We start from the raw sequence: 25,824 nt of genomic DNA on the forward strand, positions 1-25,824 counted from the left end.
CGGGATCATTTGTATTCGACGGGGAAACCGATCGTAGGTGTCGGAAGGTCTACACCGAACCACTGCTTGAACGACGCGGCGTAAGTCGGGAACTCAACGCCCGTCATGGCTTCATGCAGCACGGTGTTGACGAAGTTCAGCCAGTCCTGATCGCCGCGTTTGACCGCACATGCGTAAGTCTGCGGACTCCAGGCATAAGCCGGGCTGCGATAGCGACCAGCGTTCTGCACCATCAGGTATTTCACCGACGACTGATCGGTGGCCGCGGCATCGGCACGGCCGGAGTTCACCGCCTGATACATCAAATCCACGCTGTCGTACTGATCGACCTTGGCCTTGGGCAACGCCTGATGCACCAGTTCTTCGGCGTACACGTTCTGCAGCACCGCCACGATCACACCGTCGCCGGCGGCCTTCAGGTCTTCGATTTCCTTGTATTTGCTGTTGGCCGGTAACAACAGGCCCACGCCTTCGCGGTAGTACGGCAGGGTGAACGCCACTTGCTGGGCGCGGCTGGCGGTCACGGTGATGAACTGGCAACTCATGTCGACCTTGTCGGTCAGCAGATTGGGAATCCGCGCATCGGACGACTGCACCACGAACTCGACTTTGCTCGGGTCGTTGAACAACCCTTTGGCCACCATCCGCGCGATATCAATATCAAAACCCTGCAACTTGCCATCCGCTCCCTGGAAGTGCCACGGCGCATTGGTACTGCCCGTGCCCACGATCAACTTCCCACGGGCCAGCACGCTGTCGAGCTTGCTGTCTGCCGCTTGGGCGACACCCATGACAGCGGCCGAAGCCGCGAACAGAAAAACACACGCTTTAAACAACGAAGGTCGGCGATGCATGGCAAGCACTCCAGGTCATGTTTATTCCGCTATACCGGAACTTGGTATGTAACAACGGAATAGACAGCAGAAAGTGTGCCACAGGTTGTGGGCCGAATCTCGGGAGAATTGAAAAGTGTTTTGAATCAGATGGATGCGCGTTAGCGCCAGGAAGGCGTTACGAAACGCACAAATAAGAGAACGCTACCGTGGGACACAACGCTCGAGTACTTGCACCACATTTGAAACCGTAGCGATTCAAAACGAAGCAGGAGCCCCACCTGTAATTTCTGACAGTAGACCCCACCTGCTCGCCTCCTTTAACGTCGACAGGCCTTCGATTGTCTTTGAAAAGGAGATTTCAATGAGCTCGATGACCACCCACACGACCATGGCTGCGGTCTACCGCAAGGCGCTGAAAACCTGGCGCCCGGTGATCCTGTATTTCGGCAGCCAACACTGTCCCGCCTGCGAAATGGCCGAGCCGGTTTTTCGTCAGATTGCAGAGCCCTATCGGCATCACGCGCAAATCTACATGCTCAACACCGGCGAATCGCCCAGGCATCCGGATGTCACCGGCACACCCACCGTGCTGTTTTACAAGGAAGGGAAATTACTGAAGAAGCTCAAGGGGATTGGAACCCGGGAAACCCTGGAAGAAAACTTCAAAAAGCACATCGGCAAGCTCAGGCCCAAACAGATTGCCCGCAAACCCCGCCACGACTTGCCGTGGTTGCAGAAAACCTTCAGCACTTTATGCACAGCGCCTCGGGCACGGGGGCTGTTGAATGCACGGTTGTGAGTCATGTTTGAGTCGTCTGACAAATCGCTATCGCGAGCAGGCCCTGATGCCGGTGACACGCAAACCCTGTGGGAGCGTGGCTTGCCCGCGAAGACGGCGGCACAGCCAACATTGATGTCGCCTGACACACTGCTTTCGCGAGCAAGCTTCGCTCCTACAGCGACCCGTCAGGCTGTTTATCGTCCGGCAAAGCGCAACCGCGACAACATGCGTAGATCGCCTTGGAGGTAATAATCATCGGTCCAGCTGTCATCCGGAGCCAACGGTCGGACCTGCTTGAGTTGCAGTTTCTTTGCGAAGTAGCGGAACCGGTAATGCTCGTAAAAGCGCAGCAGTTCCAGTCCGTAACGATCGGCCAGGTCGGTGTCGCCACGGATGATCAGGTAGTTCTCGTCATTGCCGTTGCTGGCCGCGGCGCTGAGGTTGTGGCTGCCGCTGATAATCGTCGGTGTGTCGGTGGTGAAGTCGACGACGATGGCTTTGGTGTGTACCAGCAGGTTGCCCTTCTGGCCTTTCATGTTTTCCTTGAGCCAGCCTTCCAGACCCGTATTGAGCAGCGCGGTGGCGGCAAATTGAGCGGTGCGGTCGGCGTGGAAACCGGTGATGCTGCTGGCGGTATTTTGCAGGCCGTAACGCAAGATGTCGTCGTGGGGCTGGCCGAGCAAGGCGTTGAGTATTTCGTCCGGCAAGGCAAACGCCGTGACAAACAGCAGGTCTTTTTTGGCTGACTCGATGATTTCGACGAACTCACGCAAATCGCCCTGGCCCGAGCGCGGTGAAAAGCCGGCGAACAGCGCCTGCTCCGGCTGCATCGGATTGTTTTCCGTGAGCCATTCCCGGGTGGCGCCGACGTCTGCTGGCGTGGCCCAGACTTGCTCGAAGGTTTGCAGATAACTGGCACTAACCCGAGCATCGTCCAGCACATGCACAACGTTGGCCTGACGATAAACGCCGTTGGCGGTGAAATTGGTGCTGCCGCAGAGTACCGCTTCGGGCTGATGCTGCCCCGCCGCGTCGAGCCGGCTCAGGACCATGAACTTGTTGTGAAAGATGTTGTGCGTGACTCGCCCGCGCTTGTTCGCCGCCGGGATTTTTTCCAGGCTGGCTTCGTTCAGTGCTGTGGTGTCTTCGTCCGGTTGGGCGTGGTACAGAACCCGAACCTTTACGCCGCGCTCGAAGGCGGCGTTCACCGCATCGACGATCACCTTCAACTGGTATTCGTAGATCGCGATGTCCAACGCCCATTGGCCATCCTCGGCCCGTTCGATGAACCCCAACAAACGTGCGAGCAGACCGTTTTCCAGCCATTGTCGCGGCGCGTCGGGCCAGGCTTCGATGGGCAGTTTTTTGTTGGCGCTGAGCAACGCATCGACATCGGCGAATTTGCGCTGGAAGGCCTGACTCGCGGCCACCGCCCGATTGAAGATGACGTTTTGGTCCGCTGGAAGGCCATTGTCGGTGGTGAGCGTTACTTCCAGAAACTCACCCAACTGCGGCGCATCGGCGGTGCCGTAGGCCAGGTGAATCCGATAATGGATCGTCACACCCGGATTGACCGCGTAGTCGGCCCAGCGAAACTTCTGCAACGGCGCGGTATCGCTGGGGGTGGCGCGAAACTGAGGGAATGTATGAGCCTTGCCGGGGAAGGTCAGGCTGTTGAACAGAAACAACCAGGGTTTGCTGCCTTGCTGTTTTTCGATGGCGAACCCCAGCAGACCTTTGCGACGGTGCTCAGCCAGATCGATCGCCAGCAACACGCCGTTGGTGCCAGCGTAGGCTTTGACGCGAAAATCGTCCTGATCGTTGCGGGCTAGAACGCGCATGGGTCACTCCTGTGAAGATCAAAAGATCGCCGCCTTCGGCAGCTCCTACATTGATTGTTGCACACCCATCATTCGCGGATGCACCCGCTATACCCACGTCCTGTAGGAGCTGCCGAAGGCTGCGATCTTTTCGGCTACAAATCATCGATATGCTGGTAATGCGTTTGCAGTTGATCCGCCAACACTTTAGCCCGTCCGAGGCGAATCGGTCCGCGCTCAATGTCGATCAGCAACCCCGGACACTCCAGCGCCGACAACGTTGACCATTCCTTCACCCGCCCATCCGTCACCAGCAACAGCCTTTGCTGTTCAGCCGGAAAACGCTTTTGCCGTGCTGCTAACCAACGCCCCGCCTCACCCAGCGCCGCCAGCATCGGCGTTCCGCCGCCGGCACCGAGCCCGTCAAGCCAGTCGCGCAAGCCAGCGGAGGCTTTCAACCCTTGCACCTGCCACTTCGGCGCATGGCCGCTGGCGGTCAGCAAAGCCAGGCGCACACGCTGTCGATAGGCATCGTCGAACAGTTGCGCCAGCAAGCCCTTGGCATCGCTCAATGCCTGATGACGTCGGGTCGAGGCCGAAGCGTCGACGATTACCAGCCATAATTCATGAGGACTGCGGGTGCGCAGGTGAAACAGCACATCGTCGCGTTGACGCGGTCGGCCATTGAGCAAGGTGCCGGGCCAATTGATCGATCCGCTACGGGCTGCGTGACGCTTGCCCTGTCTGCCGTGATCCAGCCGTCCTGCGCGGGGTCTGGCATTCGCCCCCGCGTCTGATCGAGGGCGAATGCCTAGGGCTTTTTTGGCCAGCTCGGCACTTCACGTCGTGCGCCGACCGGCAGCGCCTGGGCAGGCATTTCGCCCCACTGGCCCTGACTTTCGCTTGGGTTGGGATTCTGATTGGAAGCCGGCTGTGCGGGTGATTGTTGCGGCGCCGGTGGTGAATGTTCGCGACGGCGATGGCGCAAGGCAAACTCGGCGACCGCGTCGATATCTTCTTCGCCAATGGCATTCGCTCCGCGCCAGGCCGCATGAGCCCGAGCTGCACGTAGCCAGACCAGATCGGCCCGCAGGCCATCGACGCTGGCAGCGAAACAACGCTCGGTAATCTGCACCAGCGCGGCATCGTCGAGGGGAATATTCGCCAGTGCCGAGCGCGCCTTTTGGCAACGCTCGCGCAGTGCGTGTTGCTGGCTTTCCCACTCGGCGCAGAACCCTTGCGGGTCGCTGTCGAAATCCAGTCGACGACGGATGATCTGACCGCGCCCGGCGGGTGGGGTGTGGCCACTGAGGGCAACGTTCAGGCCAAAGCGGTCGAGCAATTGCGGGCGCAGTTCGCCCTCTTCCGGGTTCATGGTGCCGATCAGCACAAACTTCGCCGAATGCCGATGGGAAATCCCGTCGCGCTCGATCAGGTTGGTGCCGCTGGCGGCCACGTCGAGCAGCAAGTCCACGAGGTGATCGGGCAGCAGATTGACTTCATCGACATACAACACGCCGCCGTCGGCTTTGGCCAGTACGCCGGGGGAAAACTGTGCGCGCCCCTCGCTCAGGGCCGCGTCGAGATCGAGGGTGCCCACCAATCGTTCTTCGGTGGCACCCAGGGGCAAGGTGACGAATTGACCGCTGGCCAACAGGTCCGCCAAGCCTCGGGCCAGGGTCGATTTGGCCATACCGCGCGGGCCCTCGATCAGCACGCCGCCGATTTTTGGATCGATGGCGGTCAGGTACAGCGCGAGCTTCAAGTCATCGGCGCCGACCACGGCGGAGAGCGGGAAATGGGGGGTGTCGGTCATTTTCAAATCTCAGTTATGGTCGGTGGCAGGCACACCTTGTACCTGTGGGAGCGTGGCTTGCCCGCGAAGGCGCCCGCTCAGTCGAAATCAATGTTGATTGTTAGGACCTCTTCGCGGGCAAGCCACGCTCCCACAGGTTAGCGGTGCCACAGAGTTACCCGTCTTCTTCGATGTCCAGCAACAAATTCTCCAGCGCCTCGCGGTACTCGCCCGGTTCTTTCCACATCCCCCGCTGCTGCGCTTCGAGCATGCGCTCGGTCATGTCGCGCAAGGCATGGGGATTGTGTTCGCGGACAAACTCCCGAGTCGCTGGATCAAGCAAATAGGCGTCCGCCAGCAACGCATATTGGTGGTCGTCGATCAACTGCGTGGTGGCGTCGAACGCAAACAGGTTATCGACTGTCGCCGCCAGTTCGAACGCGCCTTTATAGCCGTGACGCTTGACCCCGTCGATCCATTTCGGATTGGCCGCCCGGGAACGAATCACCCGGTTAAGCTCTTCCTTCAAAGTGCGGATCTTCGGCAAATCCGGCTGACTGTGATCGCCGTGGTAACTGGCCGCCGCTTCACCGCTGAGGCTTTCGACGGCCGCCAGCATGCCACCCTGGAACTGGTAATAGTCGTTGGAATCGAGCAAGTCGTGTTCGCGGTTATCCTGGTTTTGCAGCACTGCCTGCACCTGGCTCAGACGCTGGGCGAATTGTTGGCGTGCGGCGGTGCCTTCGTCAGAGCCACCGTAAGCGTAGCCACCCCAGTTCAGGTAAACCTCGGCCAAATCTTCGCGGCTTTGCCACAAACGACCGTCGATAGCGCCTTGCACGCCCGCTCCGTAAGCACCCGGCTTGGCCCCGAAGATGCGCCAGCCGGCCTGCCGTCGCGCCGCGTCTTCATCCAGACCGGATTCCAGCAGCGCTTGCCGCTCGGCGCGGACCTTGGCCGCCAACGGGTTGAGATCGTCCGGTTCATCCAGCGCGGCGACCGCTTGCACGGCGGCATCGAACAGCCGGATCAGGTTGGCAAAGGCATCGCGGAAAAATCCGGAGACGCGCAAAGTCACGTCCACCCGTGGGCGGTCCAGCAAGCTCAACGGCAGAATCTCGAAGTCATCGACACGCTGGCTGCCAGTCGCCCACACCGGCCGCACGCCCATCAGCGCCATGGCCTGGGCGATGTCGTCGCCGCCGGTGCGCATGGTCGCGGTGCCCCAGACCGACAGGCCGAGCTGACGCAGGTGATCGCCGTGGTCCTGCAAGTGCCGCTCAAGAATCAGGTTCGCGGATTGGAAGCCGATGCGCCATGCGGTGGTGGTTGGCAGGTTGCGCACGTCCACCGAATAGAAATTGCGCCCGGTGGGCAGCACGTCCAGCCGTCCGCGACTCGGTGCACCGCTAGGGCCGGCAGGGACGAATCGACCGTTGAGGGCGTCGAGCAGGCCGCGCATTTCTGCTTGACCGCAGGCGTCCAGACGTGGCGCGACAACGTTGCGCAGGCTGTCAATGATCGCGCTCACATCCGACCAACCTGCCTCCTGTGGGAGCGGGCTTGCTCGCGAAAGTGGTGTGTCAGGCAAATCAATGTCGACTGACACTCCGCTTTCGCGAGCAAGCCCGCTCCCACAGGGGCCGGGTTGGGCTTGAGGCTGGTTCAATGTGTGCGAAATCAGTTGAGTGGCGAACAGCTCCAGGCGTTCACGGGTATCCCCGGCGGTGCGCCAGGGTTCATCGTTAAGCGATTGCAGTTCCACGGGACGCAGCCCGACCCAAGGCTCGGCCAACGCACAATCCAGCGGATCGAAGCCCAATTCAAACGCCTTGGCCAATGCCCGCAGCAAGCTCGATTGCGCCCCACGGCCATCGCCGCGAGGAATACGCAGCAAAGCCAACAAGGTGTCGATGCGCAACCGACCGACCGGCGATTCGCCAAACACGTGCAGGCCATCGCGGATCTGCGACTCCTTCAAGTCGCACAGGTACGTGTCCAGGCGCGGCAACCAGATCGCCGCATCGGCATCGCTGTCGAGCTTCTCGTCGAGCTGCAGTTCGCGGTCGATGTGCGTGTCGCGCACCAGTTGCAGAATGTCGCGTTGCAGCTCCCGGGCGCGGCGCGGATCGAGCAATTGCGCTTCGTAATATTCGTCGGCCAACAATTCGAGATTACGCAGCGGACCGTAGGTTTCAGCGCGGGTCAGCGGCGGCATCAGGTGATCGATAATCACCGCTTGGGTGCGACGCTTGGCTTGGGCACCCTCGCCCGGATCGTTGACGATAAACGGATAGATGTTCGGCAGCGGCCCGAGCAATGCGTCCGGCCAGCAGTTTTCCGACAGCCCGACGCCCTTGCCCGGCAGCCATTCGAGGTTGCCGTGCTTGCCGACGTGGATCACGCCGTGAGCGCCGTAGGTGTTGCGCAACCAGAAGTAGAACGCCAGATAGCCGTGAGGCGGCACCAGGTCCGGGTCGTGATAGACAGCACTTGGATCGACCTGGTAACCCCGGGCCGGCTGAATGCCAACGAAAGTCAGGCCGAAGCGCAGACCGGCAATCATCATTCGTCCGCCACGGAACATTGGATCGTTTTCGGGCGAACCCCAACGTTCCAGCACGGCTTGGTGATTGGCCTCGGGCAGCGCGTTGAACATCAGGTTGTAGTCGTCCAGCGCGAGGCTTTGATGGCAGGGGCGCTGGTCGAGGGTGTCGAGGTCGTTGCTGACGCCGCCGAGCAATTGCTGGATCAGCGCGGTGCCGCTGTCCGGCAGTTCAGCTGGCAATGGATAACCTTCGGCATGCAAGGCCCGCAGGATATTCAACGCAGCGGCCGGGGTATCCAGGCCAACGCCATTGCCGATGCGCCCGTCGCGAGTCGGGTAGTTGGCGAGGATCAGGGCAATGCGTTTTTCGCCATTGGGCACCCGCGCCAGATCGATCCAGCGCCGTGCCAGTTCAGCGACAAAATCCATGCGCTCAGGTTGCGGCCGGTAGCAGACCACGTCGGACTGACTGCGCTCACTGCGCCAGGCCAGGTCCTTGAAACTGATCGGCCGGCTGATGATCCGCCCGTCCAGTTCTGGCAGCGCGATGTGCATCGCCAGATCCCGTGGGCCGAGGCCCTGTTCGCTGGCGCGCCAACCGGGTTCATTGTCCTGGGCGCAGATCGCCTGGATCACCGGAATATTGCGGCGAAACGGCCGCAAATGGGGTGCTTCGGGGCTGGACTGGGCGAAACCAGTGGTGTTGAGAATCACCCCCGCCTCGACTTCATCCAGCAAGTCCTCAACCACCGTCAGGCAGCCGGGCTCTTTCAGACTGGCCAGCGCAATCGGCAACGGGTTCAACCCCGCCGCCTGCAAACGCTGGCAGAAAATATCGATGAAACCAGTGTTCGCCGCCTGCAAATGCGAGCGGTAAAACAGCACTGCCGCCACCGGCTGATCAGCTTGCCAGTCGGCTTGCCAATCCTTCAGTTCTGCGGGGCTTTTTTGCGGGTGGTAAATCGCGGTGCGTGGCAGGGTTTGCGGCTCGGACCAGGCGTAATCACGGTCCAACCAGCGATTGGCCAGGCAGCGAAACAGGTCGAGCGCATTGGCCATGCCGCCCTGACGCAGGAAGTACCAGAGCCGGTCGCGGTCTTGCGGAGTTACGGTGCTCAGGTCACTGAGTTCCGGGTCCGGACGATCGTCCCCCGGCACCAGAATCAGTTGCACGCCGCGCTCGGACAATTCCACCAGACGCTCGATGCCATAACGCCAATAGGCGATGCCACCGTGCAGCGAGATCAGAATCACCTTGGCGTGGCGCAGCACTTCGTCGACGTAGAGATCGACCGAGGCGTGATTCTGCACCTGCATCGGGTTGGCCAGGCGCACGCTCGGGTAATCGTCGGGCAACTGCTGCGCCGCTTCGGCGAGCAACGCCAGGCTGGAATCGCCGCTGCACAGGATCACCAGCTCGGCGGGGGTTTGTCCAAGGTCGGCAATGTTGTCATCCGACACGAAACCGCCGGGCTGGGTCCTGAGCAGGTGCATGGTTTAAACGCTGAGCGCAGCGCGCAATTGCGCTTCGAGCGCAGCGGCATCCAGGTCCTGACCGATTAACACCAGACGGGTGGTGCGCGCTTCTTCAGCGCCCCACTGACGGTCGAAGTGCTTGTCGAAGCGCGTGCCCACGCCCTGGATCAGCAGGCGCATCGGCTTGTTCGGCACTGCTGCAAAACCTTTGACCCGAAGGATGCCGTGCTGGACCACCAATTGAGTCAGCGCATCCATCAGCAGGCTTTCGTCGGCTTGCGGCAGCTCGATCGAGATGGAATCGAACGCGTCGTGGTCATGCTCATCGTGATGGCCGTCTTCACCCTCATGGTGATGATCGTGATGGCTGTGGCGGCTGTCGATGTGTTCTTCGGAACCGGCACCGAGGCCGATCAGCACGTCCAGTGGCAGACGACCGCTGCTGGCTTCGATGACTTTCACCGCCGGCGGCAGTTCTTCGGCGACTTCCAGGCGCACACGGGCCAGGTCTTCAGCGCTGATCAGGTCGGCCTTGTTGAGGATCACCAGATCGGCGCTGGCCAGTTGGTCGGCAAACAGCTCGTGCAGCGGCGATTCGTGGTCCAGGTTCGGGTCGAGTTTGCGCTGGGCATCCACTTGATCCGGGAACGCAGCGAAGGTGCCAGCTGCAACGGCCGGGCTGTCGACCACGGTGATCACCGCGTCAACCGTGCAGGCGCTACGGATTTCTGGCCATTGGAAGGCTTGAACCAAAGGCTTTGGCAGGGCCAGGCCCGAGGTTTCGATGAGGATGTGGTCGAGGTCGCCGCGACGAGCGACCAGTTCGCGCATCACCGGGAAGAACTCTTCCTGAACCGTGCAGCACAGGCAGCCGTTGGCCAGTTCGTAGACGCGACCGTTGGCTTCTTCTTCGGTGCAACCGATCGAGCACTGCTTGAGGATTTCGCCGTCGATGCCCAGCTCGCCGAACTCGTTGACGATCACCGCGATGCGACGACCCTGAGCGTTGTCGAGCATGTGGCGCAGCAAAGTGGTTTTGCCCGAGCCGAGGAAGCCGGTAACGATGGTGACGGGGAGTTTGGCCAGTGTTTTCATCGGATGCCCTTTGGCAAGGTGGCGGGCATACGGGACGACGACCGCTGCTGCAAATGCGCGCGGAAGATTTCGCCACCGGATCACCCCGCCCGGTTGTAGTGAGAATTCGTTTCGAGGCAGGTCTCCTGGCTGACGGTGTGCCGGCCTTATTGGCCTGGCATTCGCTGCGCCTTCCCGCGAACCTGAGGGATCAGGGCTTGCAGTGGCGTGGCAGCGAACATCACCGTTCACAGTTGCGGGGGCAGCCGCGGCATCGACCGCGTTCCCTTCTTAGCTTCGGCAAACGCCGAAGAACCTCGAAAGCGCAAGGCTACGCATCGTGTGGGGGCGGGTCAATGTCCACATGACATCTGCGGCGCTCCCTTCGCGAGCAAGCCCGCTCCCACTTTTGACCGCATTCCCATGGAAGAACTCGGTTCAATGTGGGAGCGTGGCTTGCCCGCGATGCAGGCGACTGGGTTCCGAGTTGAGAACCCATGCCAATTGACGCCCAACCCCCGCCCATGCTCTCCTACACGCCTTGTTACGGGTGCCCTTCACAGGGTGAAACGGGAAACCGGTGAATCATGTGCTTTACTCAAAGCCATGTCAGTCCGGTGCTGCCCCCGCAACGGTAAGCGAGTGAAGCGTCAGATCCACTGTGCCTGTCATACGGCATGGGAAGGTGATGCTTGCAGGTGTCGGCGCAAGCCCTGCCCCTCGCGAGCCCGGAGACCGGCCCGCAACACAAAGTGACTTTTACGTTCACTGAATAACAAACCCGCGGTGGGCGGGCGCTGTTCGAAATCTCTGCGTGCCCCGGCGTGCGGAGGTTTTCATGCGCTCTATTCACCCGCTGACAGACCAGAGGGAAGCGCCATGTCGATCATCAGCAGCACCGGCAGCAACACCGATAAAAAGAGCACCATCAGCACCACCACTACCCTGAGCCAACGCCTGACCGCCGCTTTTTGTGCGTCGATCCTTGGCGCCAGTCTTGTGTATTTCGCCGGTTTCTCGCACATCGAAGCGGTGCACAACGCCGCGCACGACACCCGTCACAGCTCCGCCTTTCCGTGCCATTGAGACCTGCTGACATGATCAAGCGTATTGCGCAAACCGCAGGTTTCAGCGGGCTGCTGGCCGCCCTGCTGCTGACCCTGCTGCAAAGTTTCTGGGTGGCCCCGCTGATTTTGCAGGCCGAGACCTACGAAAAATCCGAGCCGGCCGCTGTCGAAATCCACGAGCACGCCGCGGGTGCTGTCACCGCTCACACCCACGATGCCGAAGCCTGGGAGCCGGAAGACGGCTGGCAGCGCGTGCTGTCGACCACCGGCGGCAATCTGGTGGTAGCAGTCGGTTTCGCTTTGATGCTCGCGGGCCTCTACACCTTGCGCGCTCCACGCCGTACCTCTCAGGGCCTGCTCTGGGGTCTGGCCGGTTATGCGACATTCGTGCTGGCGCCAACTCTCGGCCTGCCACCTGAGCTGCCGGGCACTGCCGCGGCGGATCTGGCGCAACGACAGATCTGGTGGATCGGCACTGCAGCATCCACCGCTGTCGGCATCGCACTGATCGTGTTCAGCCGTCACTGGCTGATGAAGATCCTCGGCGTGGCGATTCTGGCTGTGCCTCATGTGATCGGCGCGCCACAACCGGAAGTGCATTCGATGCTGGCGCCGCAAGCCTTGGAAGCGCAGTTCAAAATCGCTTCGCAGCTGACCAACATGGCGTTCTGGCTGGCCCTGGGCCTGATCAGCGCCTGGTTGTTCCGCCGCAAAAGCGATGGCCAATACTCCGCATGACTGACGTCAGCGCAGCGCCGACCTTGGTGGTCGGCCTGGGCTGCCAGCGCGGCTGCCCCGTCAGCACGCTGCGGGCGCTGCTTGATCAGGCGTTACAGGCCCATCAAATCGAGCTTCGTGAGATCAAGGCCTTGGCCAGTATCGATCTCAAGCGCGAAGAGCCCGCCCTGATCGAACTGGCCGAACAGCTGGCATTGCCGCTGATGTACTTCAGCAGCGAACAATTGGCCGGTTATGAACCACAACTCAGCCACCACTCGGACATCGCGTTCGAACGCACCGGCTGTTACGGCGTAGCGGAAAGTGCCGCACTGGCACTGGCCGAACAATTGGCTCAGGCACCGGCAAAGTTGCTGATTCCACGACAAAAATACGCCCAGGCCACCCTGGCATTGGCCAGCGCCGCGTAAAATCCCCGATAATCCCCGCCTTCGATCATGAGCAATCTTCATCTGAAGCGTGCCCATACCCTTTTTCTGACAGGAAACGACGATGACCGTCTACTTCATTGGCGCAGGCCCCGGCGACCCGGAACTGATCACCGTCAAAGGCCAGCGGCTGATTCGTAGCTGCCCGGTCATTATCTATGCCGGCTCCCTGGTACCCGCCGCCGTGCTGGAGGGCCACCGGGCCGAACAGGTGGTCAACAGCGCCGAATTGCACCTGGAACAGATCATCGAGCTGATCAAGACCGCCCATGCCAACGGCCAGGACGTGGCCCGGGTGCATTCCGGCGATCCGAGTCTGTATGGGGCGATTGGCGAGCAGATTCGCTACCTGCGGGAACTCGACATCCCTTTCGAAATCATTCCCGGTGTCACCGCCACCGCCGCCTGCGCGGCCCTTTTGGGCGCTGAACTGACCTTGCCGGACGTGTCACAGAGCGTGATTCTGACCCGCTACGCCGACAAGACAGCGATGCCGGCCGGTGAAGAGCTCGGTAGTCTGGCGCAGCATGGGGCGACCATGGCGATCCACTTGGGGGTCAATCATCTGGAGAAGATCCTCGTCGAATTGCTGCCGCACTACGGCGCCGATTGCCCGATCGCGGTGATTCATCGGGCGACCTGGCCGGATCAGGATTGGGTGGTGGGAACGCTGGCGGATATTGCCGGGAAGGTTGAAGCCAAGGGATTTCGCCGCACGGCGCTGATTCTGGTGGGCCGGGTGTTGGGTAGCGATCACTTCAGTGAATCGTCGCTGTATCGCGCGGGGCATGCGCATCTATACCGCCCTTGAGCCAACCACACCCTGTGGCGAGGGGGCTTGCCCCCGTTCGGCTGCGCAGCAGTCGTAAAACCGGACAACTCGGTGTATCTGAAAAATGTAGAGGGCCGCTTCGCGACCCAACGGGGGCAAGCCCCCTCGCCACAGGTTATCGATCGCCCATAAAAAAACGGCACTCACGGGTGCCGTTTTTTCGTTTCTGCAGCGAACACCTTAGTAGTAGGCGTTTTCTTTCTGCGTGTGGTCGGTCACGTCACGAACGCCCTTGAGCTCAGGAATACGCTCGAGCAAGGTGCGCTCGATGCCTTCGCGCAGGGTGACGTCTGCCTGGCCGCAGCCCTGACAACCGCCGCCGAATTTCAGCACCGCAATGCCGTCTTCGACCACATCGATCAGGCTGACCTGACCGCCGTGGCTGGCCAGCCCCGGGTTGATTTCGGTTTGCAGGTAGTAGTTGATGCGCTCGTTGACCGGGCTGTCAGCGTTGACCATCGGTACTTTGGCGTTTGGCGCCTTGATGGTCAGTTGGCCGCCCATACGGTCGGTGGCATAGTCGACTACCGCATCGTCCAGAAATGCTTCGCTGAAGTGGTCGATGTACGCGGTGAAGCTTTTCAGCCCAAGCGCCGTGTCTTCAGGTTTTTCTTCGCCCGGCTTGCAATAGGCAATGCAGGTTTCGGCGTACTGGGTGCCAGGCTGGGTGATAAAGACGCGGATGCCGATACCCGGGGTGTTCTGCTTGGAGAGCAGATCAGCCAGGTAATCGTGGGCGGCGTCGGTAATGGTAATAGCGGTCATGGAAACTCCTCGCAGGCTTGGACGCAGTTTACGCCAATCATCGCGCCGGACAAAGTCCTAGTATTTTTGTCGGGAAAGATGCACCTGTCGTTGAACACCTGATCACCGCCGAATCCCTGTAGGAGCGAAGCTTGCTCGCGAAAGCGGTCTGACAGTCGACATCTACGCTGAATGTCAGACCGCTTTCGCGAGCAAGCTTCGCTCCTACAGGGGATAAACGGTGTTTCAGAGGTTTTCGTAGCGATTCATGTCCAGCACGCCCTCTTCCACCGGGTCGGTGTCGTGGATGTAGCGGCTCAGATCATGGAAATACTGCCAGAACTGCGGATGACTGCGACGAATACCCCAGCGTTCGACGATTTTCTCGAAACTGGCGGCGTCTTTGGCATTCTCCATCGCGTCGACGAACGTGGGCACTTGCCCGGCCGGGATGTTGAACACGAAGTTCGGGTAGCTGCTGAGTACACCCGGATAAATCGTCAACGTGTCGAGCCCTGGCTGATAGCGCAACGACTCACCGAGCAGGAACGCCACGTTGCTGTGGGCCCGATTGCGCAGCAGGCTGTAGACCTCGCGTTTGCCGCTTTGGGTCTCGATGCGCAACATCGTCGCTTCCGGCAACAGATCGATGACTTTCAAACCGGCGGCCGGGCGTGAAGTCAGGCGGCTCAAGGCCTGTTCGGCGTTCTGCAACGCCAGATCGATGTTCGGCCGCGAGCAATAAGCGCCATCGCAGCGGTTGATCGGATCGGGTTTGGCGTTGAGTTCGCCATACCGGGCCAACAATTGCTGGGTGAAATCGCGTTTCGGGTCCTTTTCGTCCAGCGTCAGCGCCGTTGGCTTGTCGTTATCGATGTACTCATAATCCAGCCACATCTTGAACTTGCCGCCGTTCTGGTACCAATCGTCGAGGTAGCCGTCCCGTGAGTCGGCCGGCATCAGACGCAGGAAGTTCTGCTCGGCACCGTTGCGAATCAGGTCGAAGTACAACCGGGTCTGGGCTTGATGGGAAACGTTGCCGAACACATCGAAGTTGACCGCCAACTGGTAATACGTGCGTTCCAGCAACGGGTAATCGAACAGCCAAATAGTTTGCGGGACGTCACCGATCAGGCCTTTGTTCACCGAGGCGCTGTCGAAATGCCGGAAAATACTCAGCAAAGCGTTGTCATTGCCGGCCCACAGGGTCGACCAGCTCGGTGCCGGCAGATCGGCGTAGCTGTCCCGCCGCAGGGCTTCATATTCGTTGCGTTTGTTGCGGTAGTCATGCCACAGGCTCAGGACACTGCCGACGTCATCGTTCTGCCCCGGCATCGCCAGCAACGGCGTGGCCTGGCCGCGATAGTTCGGGTCGGTGATGTAGAGGTCATGCTCCGGCGCCTGGAACAGCGCCCAGAAGTTATCGCGGATCACGTCGGTGGCGATCTGGCCGCGGCAGACCGGGCCACGAATAAAGGTGCGCACGAAGTACTCGGCGTTATCGAGCATGAACTGGTAACGCGCCTGAGCCGGGATGGCCTCAAAGGTCGTGAACGGATTGGCCCGTCGTTCCGGCCCATAACCTGGCAGCGCGTTGACCTGCCAATTGCCGCTGTAAAACAGGCTTTTGATCCGCGCCATCTTCGCCGCGCTGAGCGGATAGGTGATGTGGGTCTTGTGCACGATCACGCCTTGCACCGGCCATAGACGGTAATAGACCTGAGTGCCCGGATCGTCATTCGGACGGCGAGTGTTAATCAGGTCGATCGGCTGCCCCGTTGGCGTGCGCGAACGCACCCACTGAAAGAAATGCTCCGGCTCGCCGTCCTTGAAATAGAGGTGCGCCAGGAACCAGTGCTCGAACAACCAGCGCCCGACCAGGCTCTCCCGGGCACCCGGCGCGTTGAGCAGGTTTTCCCACTGCACCACCTGCAAGGCTTCCTTGGCGCTGGGTACCAGGCCCTGTTCATCGATTGGCGCGCCGGAGGCCAGCCAGCGTTGCAACGTCTGGTATTGCTGATCGGTCAGGCCGGTGACCGCCAACGGCATGCCTTCTTTCGGGTGGGAGCTGGCGTAGCCGTCGAACTCCGCCGGCATGGCGCACATGTTCTCCCGGTTCAGGCCCAGGACGATGTCTTCCGGCAACTTGGCGTTGGGTTGCAACGGGGTTTTGTGGCCCAGTTCGAGCATCCGCGCCATCAGCGCTGCTTGGCTGCCTTGGGCGTCAAGCACCGAATAAAAGCCCTTTTGCTGCCAGGCACGTTTGCCAAAGGCGTCATAAAACAGCCGGGTCGGTGCTGCGGCCTGACGGCGTTCGCCATCATAGACAGGCGCTTTGGTCGCGCCTCGGGCCGCCCCTTCGCCACTGCCCAGATTGAGCTGACAGGCGGAGTCGTAGCAGGCATGGCAGGCCACGCACTTTTCGGTGAAGATCGGTTGAATGTCGCGGACGTAGGAAATATCCGGACCTTGTGCAGCGGCGCCCCCGCTTAAAAACAGCATCAATAGGCTGGTGACGACGCGATACGACATATCCCTGGTCCTGATCATGAGAAAACGCCGCGATTCTACCGGTCTGGCCCGCGCACCAACATGAACGATATTCATGCAAAACCCGCACATGCTCCAAAAGCGCACAGGTTTGTTATTATCCCGCCCCTTCGTCATGGCCTTACCGAGTAGTCCAAATGTCCGATCGCAGCGTTCGCCTTCAAGCTCTCAAGCACGCCCTCAAAGAGCGCATCCTGATTCTCGATGGCGGCATGGGTACGATGATCCAGAGCTACAAGCTCGAGGAGCAGGACTACCGTGGCAAACGCTTCGCCGACTGGCCGAGCGATGTAAAAGGCAACAACGACCTGTTGGTGCTGACGCGCCCGGACGTGATCGGTGCTATTGAAAAAGCCTACCTGGATGCCGGCGCCGACATTCTGGAAACCAACACCTTCAACGCCACCCAAGTGTCCCAGGCCGACTACGGCATGCAGGGCCTGGCGTACGAACTCAACGTAGAAGGCGCACGCCTGGCGCGTAAGGTGGCGGACGCCAAGACCCTGGAAACCCCGGACAAGCCGCGTTTCGTCGCCGGCGTGCTCGGCCCTACCAGCCGCACCTGCTCGCTGTCGCCTGACGTGAACAACCCCGGCTACCGCAACGTGACCTTCGATGAACTGGTGGAAAACTACACCGAGGCCACCAAAGGCCTGATCGAAGGCGGCGCCGACCTGATCCTGATCGAAACCATCTTCGACACCCTCAACGCCAAGGCTGCGATCTTCGCCGTGCAGGGTGTTTACGAAGAGTTGGGTGTCGAGTTGCCGATCATGATTTCCGGCACCATCACCGACGCCTCCGGCCGCACCCTCTCCGGCCAGACCACCGAAGCGTTCTGGAACTCCGTGGCCCACGCCAAGCCGATTTCCGTCGGTCTGAACTGCGCCCTGGGCGCCAGTGAACTGCGCCCGTACCTGGAAGAACTGTCGAACAAGGCCAGCACCTACGTGTCGGCGCACCCGAACGCCGGCCTGCCGAACGAATTCGGCGAGTACGACGAACTGCCATCGGAAACCGCCAAGGTCATCGAAGAATTCGCCCAAAGCGGCTTCCTGAACATCGTCGGCGGCTGCTGCGGCACCACACCGGGCCACATCGAAGCCATCGCCAAAGCGGTGGCCGGTTATGCGCCACGCGAAATTCCGGACATTCCCAAGGCCTGTCGCCTGTCGGGCCTGGAACCGTTCACCATTGATCGTAGCTCCTTGTTCGTCAACGTCGGCGAGCGCACCAACATCACCGGTTCCGCCAAATTCGCACGGCTGATCCGTGACGACAACTACACCGAAGCCCTGGAAGTCGCCCTGCAGCAGGTCGAAGCCGGCGCCCAGGTGATCGACATCAACATGGACGAAGGGATGCTCGATTCGAAGAAGGCCATGGTGACCTTCCTCAATCTGATTGCCGGTGAACCGGACATCTCCCGCGTGCCGATCATGATCGACTCCTCCAAGTGGGAAGTGATCGAAGCCGGCCTCAAGTGCATCCAGGGCAAGGGCATCGTCAACTCGATCAGCATGAAAGAAGGCGTCGAGCAGTTCATTCATCACGCCAAACTGTGCAAGCGCTACGGCGCCGCAGTGGTGGTGATGGCCTTCGACGAAGCCGGCCAGGCCGACACCGAAGCGCGCAAGAAAGAAATCTGCAAACGCTCCTACGACATTCTGGTCAACGAAGTCGGCTTCCCGCCGGAAGACATCATCTTCGACCCGAACATCTTCGCCGTGGCCACCGGCATCGAAGAACACAACAACTACGCTGTGGACTTCATCAACGCCTGTGCCTACATCCGCGACGAACTGCCGTACGCCCTCACCTCCGGCGGCGTGTCGAACGTATCGTTCTCGTTCCGTGGCAACAATCCGGTGCGTGAGGCGATTCACTCGGTGTTCCTGCTGTATGCGATCCGCAACGGCCTGACCATGGGTATCGTCAACGCCGGCCAACTGGAGATCTACGACCAGATTCCGGCGGAACTGCGCGACGCCGTCGAAGATGTGATCCTCAACCGCACCCCGGAAGGCACCGACGCCCTCCTCGCCATCGCCGACAAGTACAAGGGCGACGGCAGCGTCAAGGAAGCCGAGACCGAAGAGTGGCGCAACTGGGACGTCAACAAGCGTCTCGAACATGCGCTGGTCAAGGGCATCACCACCCACATCGTGGAAGACACCGAAGAGTCGCGCCTGTCCTTTGCTCGCCCGATCGAAGTGATCGAAGGCCCGCTGATGTCCGGCATGAACATCGTCGGCGACCTGTTCGGCGCCGGCAAAATGTTCCTGCCGCAGGTGGTGAAATCCGCCCGCGTGATGAAACAGGCCGTGGCCCACTTGATCCCGTTCATCGAGCTGGAAAAAGGCGACAAACCGGAAGCCAAGGGCAAAATCCTCATGGCCACGGTCAAGGGTGACGTGCATGACATCGGCAAGAACATCGTCGGCGTGGTGCTGGGCTGCAACGGCTATGACATCGTCGACCTCGGCGTGATGGTGCCGGCGGAGAAGATCCTGCAGGTCGCCAAAGAGCAGAAATGCGACATCATCGGCCTGTCCGGTTTGATCACGCCTTCGCTGGACGAAATGGTTCACGTGGCCCGCGAGATGCAGCGTCAGGACTTCCATCTGCCGTTGATGATCGGTGGCGCGACCACGTCCAAGGCGCACACGGCGGTGAAGATCGAGCCCAAGTACAGCAACGACGCGGTGATCTACGTCACCGACGCCTCCCGCGCCGTGGGCGTGGCGACGCAGTTGCTGTCCAAGGAACTGAAGGCCGGTTTCGTCGAGAAGACTCGCCTGGAATACATCGACGTTCGCGAGCGCACTGCCAATCGCAGTGCCCGTACCGAACGCCTGAGCTACCCGGTGGCCATCGCCAAGAAACCGCAGTTCGACTGGGCCAGCTATGAACCGGTCAAACCGACGTTCACCGGCGCCAAGGTGCTGGACAACATCGACCTGAAGGTGCTGGCCGAATACATCGACTGGACGCCGTTTTTCATCTCTTGGGACTTGGCCGGTAAGTTCCCGCGCATCCTCAAGGACGAAGTGGTCGGTGAAGCCGCCACCGCGCTGTACGCCGATGCCCAGGAAATGCTCGCCAAGCTGATCGACGAAAAACTCATCAGCGCCCGTGCGGTGTTCGGCTTCTGGCCGGCCAATCAGGTGCGCGACGATGACATCGAAGTCTACGGCGATGACGGCAAGCCATTGGCCAAGCTGCATCACTTGCGCCAGCAGATCATCAAGACCGACGGCAAACCGAACTTCTCCCTGGCCGACTTCGTTGCGCCCAAAGACAGCGGCGTGACCGACTACGTGGGAGGCTTCATCACCACCGCCGGGATCGGCGCCGAAGAAGTGGCCAAGGCCTATCAGGATGCGGGCGACGACTACAACTCGATCATGGTCAAGGCCTTGGCCGACCGCTTGGCCGAGGCCTGTGCCGAGTGGCTGCACCAACAGGTGCGTAAAGACTACTGGGGCTACGCCAAGGACGAGACGCTGGACAACGAGGCGCTGATCAAAGAGCAATACACCGGCATCCGCCCTGCTCCGGGCTACCCGGCGTGCCCGGATCACACCGAGAAAGCCACGCTGTTCAAACTGCTGGACCCGGAAGCGGAAGAGCTCAAGGCCGGCCGCAGCGGCGTGTTCCTCACCGAACACTACGCCATGTTCCCGGCGGCAGCGGTCAGCGGCTGGTACTTCGCTCACCCACAGGCGCAGTACTTCGCCGTGGGCAAGATCGACAAGGATCAGGTGCAGAGTTACACCTCGCGCAAAGGTCAGGAATTGAGCGTGACCGAGCGTTGGTTGGCGCCTAATCTGGGTTACGACAACTAACCCCCACCTCCTGTGGGAGCGTGGCTTGCCCGCGATGAACGATGATGCGGTTTCCCTGTGAGACCGCGGCGCGTCCATCGCGGGCAAGCCACGCTCCCACAGGTTTCGGGTGTATTGTCTATGCTTACCTCTCATGCATTGATGACGAGGGATTTATGGACGATCCAGTCGACAACAACAAACCGCCGACCTTCTGGCAGATGCTGCACAGCGTCATGGCGGCGGCGTTCGGGGTGCAGAGCGGGAAGAACCGGGCCCGGGATTTCACCCACGGCAAGCCAAGTCATTTCGTGATTCTGGGGATTCTGTTCACGGCAGTGTTCGCGTTGACGCTGTTTGGCATCGTCAAACTGGTGGTGCACCTGGCGGGTATCTGAACCGGCTCAGTGCATCAGGGCTTGCAAGCTGAACGGGTAGCGATACGACGTGGGTCGGCCCTTGGCCGAGAGTTTCTGGAAATCCACGCCGTAGTCCTGAGTAGCACTCAACGCCAGCAATCGCTTGGCTTGTGCGTGATCGATCAGCTGCAACAACGAAATTTGCCGGTCGCGCCCGCCGTACTGGCTGACATCCACCCCCTGGTCATAGTCATGCAGTTGCACCAGGGCCCAACCACCCAGAGTGAAGTGCCCGCCCAACAGCACACTCAACCGCCCTTCCAACAGCGCCTGTAACGCGGTCGGTGAATTGTTGACGGCGCTAAACAGTACGTCCTTGCCGGGTTGGCCGCCCGTTTCGGCGTGAGCCTGCATGGCGCCAAAGGCCATTTCATCGTTGGCCGACCAGACCAGCGACGTTTGCGGATAACGCTTGAACAATAACCTGGCCTGTTCATAGGCGCGCTCGCGGGTCCAGCCGCCGTAGACCAACTGGCGCAACCGCACTTCAGGGTGTTCGGCCAATGCGCGCATCATGCCCTGCTCACGCTGTTGCGCGGCTGGCGTGATTTTCAGGCCGGAAAAGGCCACGAGATCAATGATCTGACCGGGTGCGACCGGGCGATGCAGGCGAATCAGCTCCTTGAGCATCAAGTAGCCGCCCTCCTCATTGTTGGGCACCAGGCTGCCCAACCAGTCGGGATACTTGTCCGGCTGGGCGCCGAGCAGGCGCATCTGGTCTGCGGTCAGGCCGTTGTTGACCAAAAACAGTTTCACACCGCTGCCTTGAGCCAGGCGCAAGATTTCGGGCGCGACATACAGTTCGTTGACGAACACCAGATAGTCCGGCCGATTCGGCCCTTGCAGGGCTTCGCGGGCCTGTTTGAGTGTGGTTTCAGCGTTTCGCTCGGAATACTGGATGTGCAAATCCATGCCCAGGTCCTTGGCGGCGGCCTGCATGAACTGCGAGTAACTGACCCAGAAGACCTCTTGGGAGGTCCCGGGATTGAGGAACAATACCGACGCGGCCTGGGCGCACGGTCCCAAGACCGTACCAAGCGCCAGCACTACCCCACAAAAGAACTTCAACATTAAACGTCCGAGCCCCCGAAAATCCGCTGCGCATTATAGCCAGCGAAGTTCCCTGGAACGGTGCTTATTCCGGATTTTGTCCGACAATCGTCGGCGCCGGGCCCGGACGGGGTCGTTTATTGATGGCTGACCCAGAACACTGCCGTTCCCACGACCAGGATGATCAGGAACAAAATCGCCCAAGCATCGACCGTGCTATCGCTTTTCCCTGCTTTGGTTGGGTTGCTCATTGCATCGCCTCTTGTCGGTTTTATCGGTGATTGCATAAAGACTCGAGCACAGTTAAGACGATGATTGCCCGCACCACAAATGTGGGTTTTGCTCCCGTGAGTTTCATTAGTCGTTTTGGTTCTTTACATATACTCAAACATCACTTTTGCGCATAACTGCAAACTGGTATCTTGCCTCCGCTCCGTTGGGAGTGCGCGGCCGTGCGCGCAGAATTGCCGAGGCAGTATCGGAGACGTCAGCAAGCGAAAAACGCAACTGGATCCGACCGGCCCAAGCCTGAGAACAGGACTTATATGTACGTATACGACGAGTACGATCAGCGGATCATCGAGGACCGCGTCAAGCAGTTCCGTGATCAGACCCGACGCTATCTGGCAGGCGAGCTGAGCGAAGAAGAATTCCGCCCCCTGCGCCTGCAAAATGGCCTTTATATCCAGCGCTTCGCGCCGATGCTGCGTGTGGCGGTGCCTTATGGCCAACTGACTTCGCGCCAGACGCGAATGATGGCCAAAGTTGCCCGCGACTATGACAAGGGCTACGCCCACATCAGTACCCGGCAGAACGTGCAGTTCAACTGGCCGGCCCTGGAAGACATCCCGGACATCCTGGCTGAACTGGCGACCGTGCAGATGCATGCGATCCAGACCAGCGGCAACTGCCTGCGCAACGTCACCACCGACCAGTTCGCCGGTGTCGCGGCCGATGAGTTGATCGACCCGCGTCCGTGGTGCGAAATTGTGCGCCAATGGACTACTTTCCACCCGGAATTCGCTTATTTACCGCGCAAGTTCAAAATCGCCATCAACGGTTCGACGTCCGACCGTGCGGCCATTGAAGTCCATGACATCGGCCTTGAGCCGGTGCACAACGCCGCGGGCGAACTGGGTTTCCGTGTGCTGGTCGGTGGTGGCTTGGGCCGTACGCCGGTGGTGGGCGCGTTCATCAACGAATTCCTGCCATGGCAGGACCTGTTGAGCTACCTCGACGCCATCCTGCGGGTGTACAACCGCTACGGCCGTCGCGACAACAAGTACAAGGCGCGGATCAAGATTCTGGTCAAGGCCCTGACGCCTGAAGTGTTCGCGCAGAAAGTCGACGCGGAAATGGAACACCTTCGCGGTGGCCAGACCACGTTGACCGACGCCGAAGTGCATCGCGTGGCCAAACACTTTGTCGATCCGGACTACAAGGCTCTGGACAACCAGACCTTGGCGTTGGCCGAGCTCGATAAAGAACACCCGGGCTTCGCGCGCTGGCGCACCCGCAATACCCTGGCCCACAAGAAGCCGGGTTATGTGGCCGTGACCCTGTCCCTGAAGCCGACTGGCGTTGCGCCGGGCGACATCACCGACAAGCAGCTCGATGCCGTTGCCGACCTCGCCGATCGTTACAGCTTCGGTCAGCTGCGCACCTCCCACGAGCAGAACATCATTCTGGCCGATGTCGAGCAGAGCCAATTGTTCGCCCTGTGGGGCGAGTTGCGCGAGCAAGGTTTCGCCACGCCGAACATCGGCTTGCTGACCGACATCATCTGCTGCCCGGGCGGCGATTTCTGCTCCTTGGCCAACGCCAAATCGATCCCGATCGCCGAATCGATCCAGCGCCGTTTCGACGACCTGGACTACCTGTTCGACATTGGCGAGCTGGACCTGAACATCTCCGGCTGCATGAACGCCTGTGGTCACCACCACGTCGGCCACATCGGCATCCTCGGGGTGGACAAGAAAGGCGAAGAGTTCTACCAGGTGTCCCTGGGTGGCAGCGCCAGTCGCGATGCGAGCCTGGGCAAAATCCTCGGCCCGTCTTTCGCACAGGAAGCCATGCCTGACGTGATCGAAAAGCTGATTGACGTGTACATCGAACAACGTACCGAAGACGAGCGCTTTATCGACACCTATCAGCGTATCGGCATCGACCTCTTCAAGGAGCGCGTCTATGCAGCGAATAATTAAGAACAACGAAGTCGTCGACGAAACCTGGCACTTGTTGCCCAAGGACTTCAACATCGACGAGATCAGCAACTGCGACGACCTGATCGTCCCGTTGCAGCTGTGGCGCGAGCACAGCCGCATGCTCAAGGCCCGCGATGGCGGCCTGGGCGTATGGCTGGATGCCGATGAAGAAGCGGAAGAAATCGGTGACGACGTGGAAAATTTCCAGGTGATCGCCCTGAATTTCCCAGCCTTCACTGATGGTCGCAACTACTCCAACGCCCGTCTGCTGCGTGACCGTTATGGTTTCAAAGGCGAATTGCGGGCGATCGGCGATGTGCTGCGCGACCAGCTGTTCTACCTGCACCGCTGCGGTTTCGACGCCTTTGCGATCCGCGCCGATAAAGACCCGTACGAAGCTCTGGAAGGTCTCAAGGACTTCTCTGTGACCTATCAGGCTGCTACCGACGAACCGCTGCCGCTGTTCCGTCGCCGCTAAGTACGCGTACAACAAAAAGCCCTGAATCGAAAATCCGGTTCAGGGCTTTTTTGTGTCCGGCGTAAGCGATTACGCGAGGGGGCTTACCAGAAGCGTTGCTGGGTCAACCGGTTCCACCAGTTCAGCAGCACGCGATCAACCGAACCGCTGGCCGCAATACCGATGCGCTCCTGCAGGCTTTTGCGTTCGGCGTAATGCAAGTGATAGAGCTCGGACTGCTTGGCTCGTTCGGCAAGGTATTCATCGCTGGTCTTGAGCTCATCCACCAGTTGCTTGTCCAAGGCCGAGACGCCTAGCCAGATTTCCCCGGTGGCCACGTCATCAATGGCCAGTTGCGGGCGATAGCGCGAAACGAAGTTCTTGAACAGCTGATGGGTGATGTCCAGGTCTTCCTGGAATTTCTCCCGGCCCTTCTCGGTGTTTTCGCCAAACACTGTCAGGGTGCGCTTGTACTCGCCGGCCGTCAGTACTTCGAAGTCGATGTCGTGTTTTTTCAACAGACGATTGACGTTGGGCAACTGCGCCACCACGCCGATCGAGCCGAGGATCGCGAACGGCGCACTGATAATCTTCTCGCCGATGCACGCCATCATGTAGCCGCCGCTGGCCGCGACCTTGTCGATGCACACGGTCAAGGGCACGCCGGCTTCACGAATCCGCGCCAGTTGCGAAGACGCCAAGCCATAGCTATGAACCATGCCGCCGCCGCTTTCCAGGCGCAGCACCACCTCGTCCTTTGGCGTGGCGAGGGTCAGCAGCGCGGTGATTTCGTGGCGCAGGCTCTCAGTGGCCGACGCCTTGATGTCACCGTCGAAATCCAGCACAAACACCCGCGGTTTGGCCTCGGGTGTCTTCTTTTGCTTTTTCTCGGTTTTAGCCTGGGACTTGCGCAGGGCCTTGAGCTGATCCTTGTCGAGCAAGGTTTGCTCCAGGCGTTCGCGCAGCCCTTTGTAGAAATCATTGAGTTTGCTGACTTGCAGCTGCCCGGCCGACTTGCGTCGACCTTTGCTGCGCAACGCCGCAAAACTGGCCAGGACCACCAGAATGGCGATCACCAGAGTCACGGTCTTGGCCAGAAAAATGGCGTATTCGAACAAAAGCTCCACAGGGACTCCTTCAATCAATGCGCGGGTTAAACACGCGCGGGATACCTCCAG

At 60.3% G+C, this 25,824-nt stretch carries 19 protein-coding genes and 2 riboswitches; of the genes, 9 read left to right on the top strand and 10 right to left on the bottom strand.

Features of this window, described 5'->3' with window-relative positions; all coding sequences use genetic code 11:
• Positions 1-5 precede the first annotated feature (5 nt).
• The gene (locus F6R97_RS03700) at positions 6-854 is read right to left on the bottom strand and encodes a transporter substrate-binding domain-containing protein (protein ID WP_038982957.1); all 849 of its coding nucleotides are present in this window, start codon (positions 852-854) and stop codon (positions 6-8) included.
• A 343-nt stretch (positions 855-1,197) separates the two neighbouring features.
• Here F6R97_RS03700 and F6R97_RS03705 point away from each other — a divergent pair, with 343 nt between their 5' ends.
• The gene (locus tag F6R97_RS03705; RefSeq protein WP_038982955.1) at positions 1,198-1,635 is read left to right on the top strand and encodes a thioredoxin family protein; all 438 of its coding nucleotides are present in this window, start codon (positions 1,198-1,200) and stop codon (positions 1,633-1,635) included.
• A gap of 176 nt (positions 1,636-1,811) precedes the next feature.
• Here F6R97_RS03705 and F6R97_RS03710 read toward each other — a convergent pair whose 3' ends face one another.
• From F6R97_RS03710 to cobW, 5 genes are all read right to left on the bottom strand, one after another.
• Positions 1,812-3,458 (bottom strand): phospholipase D-like domain-containing protein, encoded by a 1,647-nt coding sequence (locus F6R97_RS03710; RefSeq protein ID WP_048392736.1) that lies wholly within the window; start codon positions 3,456-3,458, stop codon positions 1,812-1,814.
• Positions 3,459-3,592: 134 nt separating this feature from the next.
• Positions 3,593-4,129, bottom strand: a complete 537-nt coding sequence (locus tag F6R97_RS03715) for a vWA domain-containing protein (RefSeq protein ID WP_315866027.1) — start codon at positions 4,127-4,129, stop codon at positions 3,593-3,595.
• Positions 4,130-4,248: 119 nt separating this feature from the next.
• A complete protein-coding gene (locus F6R97_RS03720) occupies positions 4,249-5,253 on the bottom strand; it encodes an ATP-binding protein (RefSeq protein WP_048392731.1) in 1,005 nt (334 codons plus the stop codon).
• Between the two features lie 154 nt (positions 5,254-5,407).
• The gene (cobN, locus tag F6R97_RS03725; RefSeq protein ID WP_038982950.1) at positions 5,408-9,274 is read right to left on the bottom strand and encodes a cobaltochelatase subunit CobN; all 3,867 of its coding nucleotides are present in this window, start codon (positions 9,272-9,274) and stop codon (positions 5,408-5,410) included.
• Positions 9,275-9,277: 3 nt separating this feature from the next.
• Complete coding sequence (gene cobW / locus F6R97_RS03730) at positions 9,278-10,351, bottom strand: cobalamin biosynthesis protein CobW (RefSeq protein WP_038982949.1); 1,074 nt, start codon at positions 10,349-10,351, stop codon at positions 9,278-9,280.
• A 97-nt stretch (positions 10,352-10,448) separates the two neighbouring features.
• Positions 10,449-10,665, bottom strand: a riboswitch (cobalamin riboswitch).
• 196 nt (positions 10,666-10,861) lie between these two features.
• Positions 10,862-11,089: riboswitch (cobalamin riboswitch) on the top strand.
• 120 nt (positions 11,090-11,209) lie between these two features.
• Between cobW and F6R97_RS03735 the strand changes: the two genes are divergently transcribed.
• The 4 genes from F6R97_RS03735 to cobM all read left to right on the top strand — a co-directional run bounded on the left by F6R97_RS03735 (position 11,210) and on the right by cobM (position 13,374).
• Positions 11,210-11,416 carry a CbtB domain-containing protein gene (locus F6R97_RS03735; RefSeq protein WP_038982947.1) on the top strand — a complete coding sequence of 69 codons (207 nt, stop codon included), beginning with the start codon at positions 11,210-11,212 and terminating at the stop codon, positions 11,414-11,416.
• An 11-nt stretch (positions 11,417-11,427) separates the two neighbouring features.
• Entirely contained in the window at positions 11,428-12,135 is a 708-nt protein-coding gene (locus F6R97_RS03740; protein ID WP_038982946.1) for a CbtA family protein, read from the top strand.
• The gene (locus F6R97_RS03745) at positions 12,132-12,545 is read left to right on the top strand and encodes a cobalamin biosynthesis protein (protein ID WP_007898224.1); all 414 of its coding nucleotides are present in this window, start codon (positions 12,132-12,134) and stop codon (positions 12,543-12,545) included. Before F6R97_RS03740 ends, F6R97_RS03745 begins: the two co-directional genes overlap by 4 nt.
• An 82-nt stretch (positions 12,546-12,627) precedes the next feature.
• Positions 12,628-13,374: a precorrin-4 C(11)-methyltransferase gene (cobM, locus tag F6R97_RS03750; RefSeq protein ID WP_315866028.1), complete on the top strand. Its 747-nt coding sequence runs from the start codon at positions 12,628-12,630 to the stop codon at positions 13,372-13,374.
• Between the two features lie 201 nt (positions 13,375-13,575).
• Here the strand turns inward: cobM and nfuA are convergent, their stop codons facing one another.
• Positions 13,576-14,160 carry a Fe-S biogenesis protein NfuA gene (nfuA, locus tag F6R97_RS03755; protein ID WP_008011019.1) on the bottom strand — a complete coding sequence of 195 codons (585 nt, stop codon included), beginning with the start codon at positions 14,158-14,160 and terminating at the stop codon, positions 13,576-13,578.
• A gap of 225 nt (positions 14,161-14,385) precedes the next feature.
• Positions 14,386-16,671 carry a fatty acid cis/trans isomerase gene (locus tag F6R97_RS03760; protein ID WP_315866029.1) on the bottom strand — a complete coding sequence of 762 codons (2,286 nt, stop codon included), beginning with the start codon at positions 16,669-16,671 and terminating at the stop codon, positions 14,386-14,388.
• A 155-nt stretch (positions 16,672-16,826) separates the two neighbouring features.
• Here F6R97_RS03760 and metH point away from each other — a divergent pair, with 155 nt between their 5' ends.
• Together metH and F6R97_RS03770 are read left to right on the top strand one after the other, a co-directional pair.
• Positions 16,827-20,537: a methionine synthase gene (metH, locus tag F6R97_RS03765; RefSeq protein ID WP_048392721.1), complete on the top strand. Its 3,711-nt coding sequence runs from the start codon at positions 16,827-16,829 to the stop codon at positions 20,535-20,537.
• A 155-nt stretch (positions 20,538-20,692) separates the two neighbouring features.
• Positions 20,693-20,914 carry a DUF2970 domain-containing protein gene (locus F6R97_RS03770; protein ID WP_038982938.1) on the top strand — a complete coding sequence of 74 codons (222 nt, stop codon included), beginning with the start codon at positions 20,693-20,695 and terminating at the stop codon, positions 20,912-20,914.
• 6 nt (positions 20,915-20,920) lie between these two features.
• Here the strand turns inward: F6R97_RS03770 and F6R97_RS03775 are convergent, their stop codons facing one another.
• On the bottom strand, positions 20,921-22,006 hold the full coding sequence (locus F6R97_RS03775) for an ABC transporter substrate-binding protein (protein WP_038982937.1): 1,086 nt from the start codon (positions 22,004-22,006) through the stop codon (positions 20,921-20,923).
• Positions 22,007-22,530: 524 nt separating this feature from the next.
• On the opposite strand from F6R97_RS03775, the gene F6R97_RS03780 reads away from it, so the two are divergent.
• Both F6R97_RS03780 and F6R97_RS03785 read left to right on the top strand, forming a co-directional pair.
• Positions 22,531-24,189, top strand: coding sequence for a nitrite/sulfite reductase (locus F6R97_RS03780; RefSeq protein ID WP_038982935.1), 1,659 nt, complete (start codon positions 22,531-22,533; stop codon positions 24,187-24,189).
• A complete protein-coding gene (locus tag F6R97_RS03785; protein WP_038982933.1) occupies positions 24,173-24,667 on the top strand; it encodes a DUF934 domain-containing protein in 495 nt (164 codons plus the stop codon). Before F6R97_RS03780 ends, F6R97_RS03785 begins: the two co-directional genes overlap by 17 nt.
• Positions 24,668-24,750: 83 nt before the next feature.
• Here the strand turns inward: F6R97_RS03785 and sohB are convergent, their stop codons facing one another.
• The gene (gene sohB / locus F6R97_RS03790) at positions 24,751-25,773 is read right to left on the bottom strand and encodes a protease SohB (RefSeq protein ID WP_048392716.1); all 1,023 of its coding nucleotides are present in this window, start codon (positions 25,771-25,773) and stop codon (positions 24,751-24,753) included.
• Positions 25,774-25,824 lie beyond the last annotated feature (51 nt).

The organism is Pseudomonas sp. JV414 (assembly GCF_032424305.1).
Taxonomy (GTDB): Bacteria; Pseudomonadota; Gammaproteobacteria; order Pseudomonadales; family Pseudomonadaceae; genus Aquipseudomonas; species Aquipseudomonas lini.